This window comes from Fusobacterium sp., from assembly GCF_029258315.1.
Taxonomy (GTDB): Bacteria; Fusobacteriota; Fusobacteriia; order Fusobacteriales; family Fusobacteriaceae; genus Fusobacterium_B.
The window spans coordinates 1-8,954 of the sequence record NZ_JARHZE010000096.1 but is presented as its reverse complement, the minus strand read 5'-3'; the positions used below and the strand labels follow the sequence as shown (position 1 = coordinate 8,954).

At 26.9% G+C, this 8,954-nt stretch carries 10 protein-coding genes; 7 read left to right on the top strand and 3 right to left on the bottom strand.

Annotated elements, in window-relative coordinates:
- The 3 genes from hydG to hemL all read right to left on the bottom strand — a co-directional run.
- Positions 1–1,036: [FeFe] hydrogenase H-cluster radical SAM maturase HydG (hydG, locus tag Q1J48_RS06825; RefSeq protein WP_300362164.1), on the bottom strand; the 1,036-nt coding region annotated here is incomplete at its 3' end.
- A 35-nt stretch (positions 1,037–1,071) separates the two neighbouring features.
- The gene (locus Q1J48_RS06820; protein WP_300362161.1) at positions 1,072–2,172 is read right to left on the bottom strand and encodes an MrcB family domain-containing protein; all 1,101 of its coding nucleotides are present in this window, start codon (positions 2,170–2,172) and stop codon (positions 1,072–1,074) included.
- 21 nt (positions 2,173–2,193) lie between these two features.
- Positions 2,194–3,492: a glutamate-1-semialdehyde 2,1-aminomutase gene (gene hemL, locus Q1J48_RS06815; RefSeq protein WP_300362158.1), complete on the bottom strand. Its 1,299-nt coding sequence runs from the start codon at positions 3,490–3,492 to the stop codon at positions 2,194–2,196.
- 200 nt (positions 3,493–3,692) lie between these two features.
- Here hemL and Q1J48_RS06810 point away from each other — a divergent pair, with 200 nt between their 5' ends.
- From Q1J48_RS06810 to Q1J48_RS06780, 7 genes are all read left to right on the top strand, one after another.
- Positions 3,693–4,103 carry an acyl-CoA thioesterase gene (locus tag Q1J48_RS06810; RefSeq protein ID WP_300362156.1) on the top strand — a complete coding sequence of 137 codons (411 nt, stop codon included), beginning with the start codon at positions 3,693–3,695 and terminating at the stop codon, positions 4,101–4,103.
- Between the two features lie 21 nt (positions 4,104–4,124).
- Positions 4,125–5,063, top strand: coding sequence for an AAA family ATPase (locus Q1J48_RS06805; protein WP_300362153.1), 939 nt, complete (start codon positions 4,125–4,127; stop codon positions 5,061–5,063).
- Between the two features lie 14 nt (positions 5,064–5,077).
- Positions 5,078–5,890 carry a DUF58 domain-containing protein gene (locus Q1J48_RS06800; protein WP_300362151.1) on the top strand — a complete coding sequence of 271 codons (813 nt, stop codon included), beginning with the start codon at positions 5,078–5,080 and terminating at the stop codon, positions 5,888–5,890.
- Positions 5,887–6,540 carry a hypothetical protein gene (locus tag Q1J48_RS06795; protein ID WP_300362148.1) on the top strand — a complete coding sequence of 218 codons (654 nt, stop codon included), beginning with the start codon at positions 5,887–5,889 and terminating at the stop codon, positions 6,538–6,540. The genes Q1J48_RS06800 and Q1J48_RS06795 overlap by 4 nt, the downstream gene beginning before the upstream one ends.
- A 172-nt stretch (positions 6,541–6,712) precedes the next feature.
- A complete protein-coding gene (locus Q1J48_RS06790) occupies positions 6,713–7,489 on the top strand; it encodes a VWA domain-containing protein (protein ID WP_300362146.1) in 777 nt (258 codons plus the stop codon).
- Between the two features lie 17 nt (positions 7,490–7,506).
- Positions 7,507–8,466: a vWA domain-containing protein gene (locus Q1J48_RS06785; RefSeq protein ID WP_300331075.1), complete on the top strand. Its 960-nt coding sequence runs from the start codon at positions 7,507–7,509 to the stop codon at positions 8,464–8,466.
- On the top strand, positions 8,456–8,954 hold a 499-nt coding region (locus Q1J48_RS06780), incomplete at its 3' end, for a tetratricopeptide repeat protein (RefSeq protein ID WP_367181839.1). The genes Q1J48_RS06785 and Q1J48_RS06780, both read left to right, overlap by 11 nt.

Here is an 8,954-nt window from a genome sequence, read left to right as displayed (position 1 = left end):
ATCCTCCAACTCCTGTACAAGAACCAGAACTTACTTGAGAAATTCCTATTGAAATTACCTCATCTCTAAAATCTGCCTCTTCCCTTGTTGATAATATCATTCCTGTATAAGGTACAGCCATTCTAATCACTGCTACTATTTTTTTGAAAGTTGCATCATTTACAAGGTGCGGATACTCTTTTAATGTAACATTACTTGCCTCTCTTAATCTAGGAACAGAAATTGTATGTGGTCCAACCCCTGTTACTCTTTCAAGTTCATTTGCATACATTATCATTGCAACAGTTTCATATATCGAATCATAAAGTCCGTATAGAACACCTATTCCAACATCATCAATTCCAGCTTCCCTAGCTCTAAACATTGCTGTTGTATGGTAGTAGTAATCTCTTTTTGGTCCACTTAAGTGCATTTTTTCATAAGTTGGTCTATGGAAACTTTCTTGGAAAAGTGTATAAGTTCCAATTTCAGCTTCTTTTAATTTTTTATAATCTTCAACAGTTGTTGCAGCTATATTTATATTTATTCTTCTGATGTTTCCATTTTCAAATTTAATTGAATAAATATCTTTTATACATTGTAAAATATAATCTAAAGAACAGTTGATTGGATCCTCTCCAGCTTCTAAAACTATTCTTTTATGTCCAAGAGCCTCAAGAGCTTTAACCTCGTTTATAAGCTCCTCTCTTGTTAATTTTTTTCTATTAAGTTTGTCATTACAATGTTGGTATCCACAATAGTGGCAGTTATTTACACAATAATTGCTTACATAAAGTGGTGCAAACATAACAATTCTTTTTCCATAAATTTTTTCTTTTATCTTTTTAGCTATAACATACATCTCTTCTAAAAGTTCTTCGTCTTCTATATTTAAAAGTATTGCAGACTCTTCTGGACTTATCCCCTCAGCAAGTTCAGCTTTTTTTAAAATTCTTCTTACTTCCTCTTTATCATTTGATTTTTCCTTAGCAGATCTTAAGATTTCATTTATTTTTTCCTCTGCTAAAAAACTAATATCATATTTTTCTTCTCTCATCCTATTTCCCTTTCATAACTTTCTATATTTTTTAATTATTTTTTATATTTTTTCTTTAATTCTTCTAGAGTAATCTCTATTCCAAATTTATTTAAAATATCTTTTCTATCTAAATATAATTTTTCTATTAATTGTTCTTTTTCTTTAAAAATCCCATAGTGAATTTTTCTATGGCAATTAGGACATAAACTTACTATATTTCCAATTACATCTAAGCTATTTTCAAACTCATCTTGAAAATTCAACGGTATTAAATGATGAGCTTCCATATATTGTCTCTTGGAACTTTCAGAAGTAAAAGATTTATGAGAACTATCATATTCACATAAAAAATTGGCTTCGATAATGGCTTTTTTAGATATTCCTGGATCCCTTGGCCAAATCTTTCCTCTTTCTGATATTCTTGGTGATAATCTTTTCTTAGGCTCTATCTTTATATTTTCCTCTGGAATACACTCCTGTATTTGAAAATTTAATTGATTTTCATCAGAAATAAAATATTTATCATCTAAAACATAACCATTTACTATTTCTTCAAAATCATTTATATATAATAAATGCTTTAGTTCTAAATATATATTTAACATATTTACTAAATCATTTATCAATATATTTTCATTTGGTAAATTTTGTAAATTATATTCTACACCACAAATATGTCCTAACTCATATCCCTCTGCTAAGTCTCCATTTCCAAGATAAATTTTAGTTAAATTTTTATAGTGTCTTTCCTTTAATATTAACAGTTTATCTCTTAATTTTTTAGAAACTTTTTCTATATTTTTACTTCCCTCTTTTTTCCCAAAAGTTTTCTTATAAAAAGTCCAACCTTGATTAAGTGAAAGGTACACTCTATTCATCTTTTCATTAAAAAGATAAACTAAATAATATCCCCCTTGAGCTGATTCTGTGATATCTCTATCAAAAATAGCAATCCATGGAACAGCAGCCCAGCCCCCTTGTCCGCAAGATCCAACTATTTTATATTTATTAATATCTAAATCTATTTTATATTTTATTACTTCTGGAACTTCATTTCTTATAAATTGCCCCAATGGATTTTTGGCAAAACTTGCTTCTTTTTCCTGAAGATATTTATCAAATATCTTTATAAAACAATCTCTTATATTTTCCATATTTTCCCTTTTAGTTATTAATTATTTTTCACTAATTTTTTTAAAAGCTTTTTCTGCTACCTCTAAAGTTTTTGCTATATCCTCATCAGTTAAAGCAAGAGATATAAAATGTGCCTCAAACTGTGATGGTGGAATAACAATTCCATTATCTAGCATTGTGTTAAAGTAAATAGCAAAATTTTCTGTATTTGATTTTAAAGAATCTTCTAAGTTTTTAACTCTGTCCAATTCATTAAAAAATATTGTATATAAAGAACCCAAAGTATTTATACAAACTGGAACTTTATATTTATCTGCTAATTTTTTTAAATTTTCAGTTATATATTTTGTTTTCTCTTCCAATTTTTTATAAATTGTTTCTCTGTTTTCATAAAGATAATTTACAGTTTCATATCCAGCTCTTACAGATATTGGATTTCCTGATAAAGTTCCAGCGTGATAAACTCTTCCTACTGGAGCTATTAAATCCATTATCTCCTCTTTTCCTCCAAAAGCTCCAACTGGATAACCTCCACCAATTATTTTTCCAAGAGTTGTCATATCTGGGATAATTCCAAAATATTCTTGAGCTCCTCCAAGTGATAATCTAAATCCTGAGATAACTTCATCAAATATTAAAACTGTCCCTGTTTTTGTACAAATATCTCTTACAAATTTTAAAAATTCTACATCAGGCTCAATAACTCCCATATTGGCTGGAACAGGTTCCATTATAAGACAAGCAACCTCTTTTGTCTCTAAAACTTTAGAAACTTTTTCCATATCACCAAATGGAACTGTTAAAGTATCCTTTAAAACTCCCTCTGTTATCCCGTTACTATCTTGATAACCATCTGTTAAAAGTCCTGAACCAGATTTTACAAGAAGAGCATCAGAGTGTCCGTGATAACAACCTTCAAATTTTAAAATTTTATTTCTTTTTGTATAGGCTCTTGCAACTCTCACTGCTGACATTGTAGCCTCTGTTCCAGAAGTTGTAAGTCTTACCTTATCCATAGACGGACAACATTTTATAATAAGTTCAGCAAGTTCAGCCTCTAACTTTGTAGGTAATCCATAAGAACTTCCATTTTCTATTGCCTCTCTTACACCTTCTATTACATTTTTAAAATTATGACCAAGTATCATAGGTCCCCAAGAACAAATATAGTCAATATATTCATTTCCATCTTCGTCCCAAAGTTTAGAACCCTTAGCTTTTTTTATAAAAATAGGAGCCTCTTTATTTACAGATTTAAAAGCTCTTACTGGACTATTTACCCCTCCAGGAATAAATTTTACTGCTTTTTCATATATATGTTTTGAATTTTCATAAGCCATAATAATTTCGATAGAAAGTCTACCTCTACCTCCTTAAATTTTATTGCATAAAAATTGTTAAATCAAATTACATTTTTATTAAATATTATAACATATAATTTATAATTTTTTTATTATTTCCTCCAATTTTATAAAATTATTTAACCAAATTTACTTTTTTCTCAGTCTAAAAAATCGAACAAAATATTTAGGAGGTAGTTATGTTTTCAATAAATTATAAGGTCATAGTTTCTGATATAAATTATGGTGGACATATGGGGAATGAAAGAGCCCTGATAATTTTCCAACAATGTAGAATGGATTGGCTTAATTCTATTGGATATGATGAGATTAATATTGGAGAAGATAAGGGAATCATTCAATTAGAATCCCACATATTTTATTTAAGAGAGGTTACTCTTGGAGAAAATTTAAAATGTTTTATAAAAGATATTGAATTTACAAAAAGTTCTTTTGAAATTTTTTATGAAGTTATAAATGAAAAAAATGAGGTAGCTCTAAAAGGTTCTACAAAAAATATGGCTTTTGATTATAACAGAAAGAAACCAAGTAGAATACCTAAAGAGTTTTTAGAAAAACTTGAAAATTATAAAAATTTAATAAATCAATAAGATATATTTGAGGTGAATATTTTGGAAAATAATATATTAATAAATAATTTAAGAAACGAGATTGGTAAAAAAGTTATTGGACAAAAAAATATGATTGATAAAATCCTTATAGGAGTGTTAACAGAGGGACATATACTTTTAGAAGGATTTCCCGGACTTGCAAAATCTTTGACAGTAAACACAATAGCTGACACTTTGGGACTTAAGTTTTCAAGAATCCAATTTACTCCTGATTTATTACCAAGTGATATAATTGGAACAGAGATTTACAACGAAAAAACTGGAGAATTTTATATAAAGAAAGGTCCTATTTTTGCAAATATAATTTTAGCTGATGAAATAAATAGAGCTCCTGCAAAAGTTCAATCAGCTCTTTTAGAGGCAATGCAAGAAAAACAAGTTACCATTGCAAATGAAACTTTTTCTTTAGAAAGACCTTTTATTGTTTTGGCTACTCAAAACCCAATTGAACAAAATGGAACTTACCCTCTTCCAGAGGCTCAACAGGATAGATTTTTAATGAAGGTTAAAGTTGAGTATCCTACAAAAGAGGAAGAAAAAGATTTTTTAAATCTAATCACTGGGGAAAATGATTTTGATGATATTAAAATCTCAACTATCTTAAAGAAAGAGGATTTAGATAATTTAAAATCACAGGTAAAAAAAGTTTATATAGATGAAAAATTAAAAGAATATATTTTAAATATAATTTTTAAAACAAGGGAGAAATCTCAATATATTCTTTGTGGTGCATCTCCTCGTGCTAGTATCGCCCTTGTAAAAGCATCAAAGGCAAATGCTTTCTTAGAAGGTAGAGATTTTGTAATGCCTGAAGATATTAAAAAAGTTATATATGATGTACTTCGTCATAGAATTTTACTTTCTTATGAGGCTGAGGCAAATGAAAAAACTGTTGAAGAAATAATTATGGAAATAATCGAAACTGTTGAACTTCCATAAAATAGAGGTTTGTTATGACTAAAGAGGAACTTTTAAAAAAAATAAAAAAACTAAATATAAAAACAAAGGCTGTTGCAAATGAATTTTTTGTAGGAAATTATCGTTCTATCTTTAAAGGAAATGGAATGGAATTTTCTGATGTAAGAAAATATGAAGTCGGTGATGATGTTAAAAGAATTGATTGGAAAACTTCAGCAAGACAAAGAAAAACCTATGTAAAAGAGTATGAAGAGGAGAGAGAGCTTTCTATATTTTTAATAGTTGATATATCTCTATCAAATAATTTTAGAAATAAAGAGGATTTAATAGCTCAAATATCTGGTTCCTTAGCTTATAGTGGTTGTGAAAATGGTGACAATGTGGGACTTATTCTTTTCTCAGACAAGGTTGAAAAATTTATCCCCCCACAAAAAGGAAGAAATCAAACCTTAAAAATAATCGACTCTCTTTTAAACACTAAACCTAGTGGAAGAGGGACTGATATATCTTTAGCTCTTAATTTTTTAAGAAAGATAAAAAAAACTCATTCAATTATTTTTCTTATCTCTGACTTTTTAGATAATAATTTTGAGAAACAACTAAAAATAACAGCTAAACAACATACTCTTATCCCTATTAGGATAATAGATAGAAAATTTGAATCTTTACCTAAAGGGTTTTTATTCACACTTAAAGACTCTGAAACAGGTGAAGATATTATTGTAGGAAATTTTAAGGAAAATATTAATTTTCAAGAAAGTTTACCTATAAAAACTCTTGATATATATACAGATGAGGACTATACAAAAACTCTTATGAAATTTTTTAAAAGAGGTGGTAAACTATGAGCAAGCCTATATATATTGGAGATAAGATAAATTTAAAAATAGATAATACTACACAGGATGAACTTCAAAATGCTTTTAAAGATTTTCATATTGATAAAGCTCAAGATGAAAAAATCACTCTTAGAAGTTTTAAAGTTGGAGATAATATTGTTGATTTAAAAAATAATGAGATAAATTTAAAAATAACTTCAACACTTTCACCTGAAGACAAAAATATATTTTTAAATCTCTCTAATGGAAAAGATCAAGTAGTAAAAAATCCTAGTTTTCCTTTTATATTTTTATTGGGAATTTTTATTTTTATCATCTCCTTTGTTGGACTAATAAAAAATTTAATAAAAAAATCTAAGTTAAAAAATAATATCTCTCCAAAAGAAAGATGTAAAAATATTTTGGAAAATCTTGATGATAGAAATTTTCCTTTTGAAATAAGTACAGCTCTTAGAGAATATATAGATTATTTATACAATACAAAATTTTTATCTGGAGATTATTCTGAAATAAATAGTATCTCTTCATCAGATATAGAATTTCTATACTCTTTGGATTTTTATAAATTTTCAAATAAACAATCTGATGATAAAATGAAACTTCAAAAACGAGGTTTTGAAATATTTAATAAATTAAAGGAGGAAGATAAAGATGTATAAATTTCAAGACCCATATTTTTTTCTCCTTATTCCTTTAATTGTTTATCTTTTCTTTAGAAAAAATAAAAACTCTACTCTCACAGTGCCAAGTATTAACAATATAAAATCCTACGCTTTTAAATCAAAAAAATATCTCATAGGAAAATATCTTATTTTTATCTCTTGTCTTCTTATGGTAGTGGGGCTAGCTAGACCTCAAATAGTATCTGAACACAAGATAAAAAAAGAGGGGATTGATATTGTGGTGGCACTAGATTTATCAAAATCTATGTTACAAGAGGATTTTAACCCTAACCGTTTGGAAAAATCTAAAGAGTTACTTTCTCAATTTATCTCAAAAAGAACAGATGATAGAATTGGACTTGTTATTTTTGGTGGGGATGCCTATACAAAAATACCTCTTACATTTGATACCAATATGTTAAAAGATGTGATTGAAAAAATAGATGTAAATGATATAACTAGCAATAATCAAACTGCTATCGGTATGGGAGTTGGTGTTGCCATCAATAGATTAAAGGACTCTAATTCAAAATCAAAGGTTATCATTCTTATGACTGATGGAGAAAACAACTCTGGTGAACTTTCCCCTATGGATGCCACAAAATTAGCTAAAAACTTTGGAATAAAAATTTATACTATCGGTATAGGAAGTTATGAAAGAAATATCCCTTGGTTTGGTGGTGTAAGAAAAATTAAAAATAATGAACTTGATGAAAATCTTTTAAATGCTATGGCAAAGGAAACCAACGGACAATACTTCAGAGCTAGTGATGAAAAATCTTTTGCTAATATATTTGATGAGATAAATAAACTTGAAAAAACAGAGGTTGAAAAACAAGAATTTTTACAAAGAGAGGAGCTTTATTTTAATTTTGTAAAAACTTCTCTTTTATTTTTAATTGTTGGTATATTCTTAGAATTTTTAATTTTTATAAGAATACCATAGTTTAAGAAGGGATTAATATGAAATTTGGAAATTTAGAAAATTTAATTTATTTAATCTTCCCTATTATGATATTTATTATTTTAATTATGGGATATTTAAAAAAGAAAAAATGTTTGGATATTTTAAATCTTTCAAATAATAAAAAGTTATTTTTTATTAAAATATTTTTTATAAGTTTAGGGAGTTTTCTTGTGTTTTTCTCTCTTCTTTCTCCTGAAAAATTTTTAGAAAATCAAGAGGTAGAGAGAAAGGGAAATAGTGTATATATCCTTATGGATACCTCTCGTTCTATGCTTACAAAAGATATATATCCAAACAGAATAGAGAGAGCTAAACTGATTGCTAAAAATATAATTAAAGATTTAAAAGGGGATAAGGTTGGAATTATCCCTTTCTCAGATAGTGCCTATATACAGATGCCACTTACTGATGATTATACCATTGCTGAAAATTTTATAAATGTTATTGATACAAATTTAATTTCTGGTGGTGGAACAAATGTTTATGAAGGACTTGTCATTGCTAATAACTCCTTTGAAGAGGTAGGAAGTGATAATAAAATTGTCGCTATTATCTCTGATGGTGGAGATTATGATAAAAAAACTTTAGATTTTATAAATAAAAATAATATAAAAGTTTTTAGTATTGGAATTGGTACTGAAAAAGGAGCTGTTATTCCAGATAATAAAAAAAGTGGATTTATTAAAGATGAAAATAACCATGTTGTAATCAGTAAATTAAATTCTAGTTTTTTAAAAGAGATGGCTAACTCATCAGGTGGTAAATACTATGAAGTTAATAATCTAAATGATGAAACTAAAACTTTTATAAATGATATAAATTCACTAGATAAAAACAGTATCAAAAATGAAAAATTTAGTATCTATAAAAAATATTATCAACTATTTTTAGGATTTGGACTTATATTTATACTTATTGGATACTTTTTAAAAGGGGGAATAAAATATGAAAAATAAAAAAATTATTTATCTTCTTGGTTTTATTCTTTCTCTTATTATTTTAGCCTTTTCATATAAGGATATAGCTTTATTTTATTATGTAAAAATGGGAAATAAAAATTACTATTCAAAAAATTATGAAAAGGCTATTGAATATTATGAAAAAGCTCTTAAAATTAAAGAGGACTACAATATAAGAATAAATCTTATAATTACAGATTACCAAATGAAAAATTATAAAAAAGTGATTGAAAGCCCTGTGGAAAATGGATTTTTAAAAGGAAACTCTTTAGTTCTTCTTAATGAAAACAATAAAAATAATCCTAAAGATTTAGAGAAGGCTCTGGATTATTATAAAGACAATATGCTTAGTGATAACGATATAAATATTAAGAAAAATTATGAGATTGTTCAAAAAAAACTAAATGAAAATCAAAAAAATCAAGACAGTAATAATCAAAAAGATAATAAAGATAAAAAACAAAATAATAATTCAAACAATGATA

What these genes read in the sequence shown, in the direction of transcription:
- Q1J48_RS06790 (WP_300362146.1), top strand. Translation starts at nt 6,713, where the DNA reads ATGGTAGTGGGGCTAGCTAGACCTCAAATAGTATCTGAACACAAGATA.
- Q1J48_RS06800 (WP_300362151.1), top strand. Translation starts at nt 5,078, where the DNA reads ATGACTAAAGAGGAACTTTTAAAAAAAATAAAAAAACTAAATATAAAA.
- Q1J48_RS06820 (WP_300362161.1), bottom strand. Translation starts at nt 2,172, where the DNA reads ATGGAAAATATAAGAGATTGTTTTATAAAGATATTTGATAAATATCTT.
- Q1J48_RS06785 (WP_300331075.1), top strand. Translation starts at nt 7,507, where the DNA reads ATGAAATTTGGAAATTTAGAAAATTTAATTTATTTAATCTTCCCTATT.
- Q1J48_RS06810 (WP_300362156.1), top strand. Translation starts at nt 3,693, where the DNA reads ATGTTTTCAATAAATTATAAGGTCATAGTTTCTGATATAAATTATGGT.
- Q1J48_RS06795 (WP_300362148.1), top strand. Translation starts at nt 5,887, where the DNA reads ATGAGCAAGCCTATATATATTGGAGATAAGATAAATTTAAAAATAGAT.
- hemL (WP_300362158.1), bottom strand. Translation starts at nt 3,492, where the DNA reads ATGGCTTATGAAAATTCAAAACATATATATGAAAAAGCAGTAAAATTT.